This is a genomic window from Pseudoalteromonas sp. MMG012 (assembly GCF_018100875.1).
GTDB classification, from domain to species: Bacteria; Pseudomonadota; Gammaproteobacteria; order Enterobacterales; family Alteromonadaceae; genus Pseudoalteromonas; species Pseudoalteromonas aurantia.
Window position 1 is genome coordinate 1 of the sequence record NZ_JAGJEF010000188.1, and the last position, 1375, is coordinate 1375.

The 1375-nt window shown below is 36.1% G+C and carries 1 protein-coding gene; it reads right to left on the reverse strand.

The features are described 5' to 3' along the window. Positions 1–1375, reverse strand: a 1375-nt coding sequence (locus J8L97_RS22915) for a hypothetical protein (protein WP_211053029.1), incomplete at both ends; no start/stop codon positions are given.

Genomic DNA, 1375 nt, shown 5'->3' on the forward strand with positions numbered 1-1375 from the left:
AATATCTCTAGCGTTATCGCCGTCTATGTCAACGCGAATATATATTCGACTGTTTAGTTCAACACCAATATTAAAGTCAACGTCCATTCCATTTTCAGCCTTTACTTTACTTATTTGCTCTTCGGTTGCATTGTAAATGTAGATTGTATAATTACTTGATGCGCTCAGCTTATCTGAGTGAGTGAACTTAACACGTAGCGTGTTTGATTCGGTATTGATGTAATAGTAGTCGCGATAGTCGCTTCTGAAACTCCGAGAGCCACGCTTTGTTGTGTTATTGAGAAGCAAGTTAGCATCAGACAAAGCGTTATTAGGCTCTAGTTCATAATTATAATTTAAAAATCCGAGTTCGAGGTTATATCTATCGTTAATCGTGGTGTCATTTTTCATATTCATTTTTATGTATACCGGCTTGTTTTTTTTTACACCAATAATATGTTGATCATTTTCTCCATTATATGATGGGAAAGAGTGGATAAGCTCTTCATTGTGGTTATATATATAAATATCGTAATCACTTGTTGCACTATATTGCTTTTCATGGATAACTTTGAAATCTAAAGCTGTTTTTGAAGGAATGAGCTTAAACACATCATTATAATCTTGCGCCGTTGTTTTTTGACCTGATACAACGCCTGCTCGGATCTCTTGTGCTGAATTTATATCATTATTCGGTTCTACTTCAGGTTGTTTACTGTTTCCACCGCCATCAATTGGCCCATCACCAGGTGGTGTTTCATCTCCAGGGATTGTTTGAATGCCATCTTCAAGCCCAGTTTCACTTTCTTGGCGATTAACTGTGGAAGACACTTTGAAATAATATGATTGATTTGGCGCACCTTCAAAGGTATAAAATGGATCCTCAACAGTTATTTTCTGACTGTATGTAGAAGTGGAGTTGGCATTAATCCCCGCGGTCTCTGATTGAAATATATTGTAGTAGCTTGCATTTTCGACAGCCTTCCAAGTTATATTTATTAAATTTGCATTATTAGGATCGAGCGCAAGCTTCAATGATGTTGGGATCCGGTTAATACTGGCAATATTTCGCTTTAAAAAGCCTATTTGAACAGGTGCCACACTCTCAAATTTATATTTAGATGAAATTTGGCTACTTGAAGACTTTTTGACATTTGTTTCTGCACTAAACAGGTCGGTTTCAAACCCTGCTCCTAGTGTGATTTCTTTAGCATATTCATCATAAAACGAAATACCATATTTTATTTTTGCGCTGTATACTCCATAGATAAATTCATTTGCTGCGCCGGTATCACTGCCACCAGATAAAATTGCATGTACAGGGTTTTTAAGTTTGGTTAATGTAATATCTGACAGGGATATTGTGTAGTTGATGGTTTTAACTTTGGTGTTATTA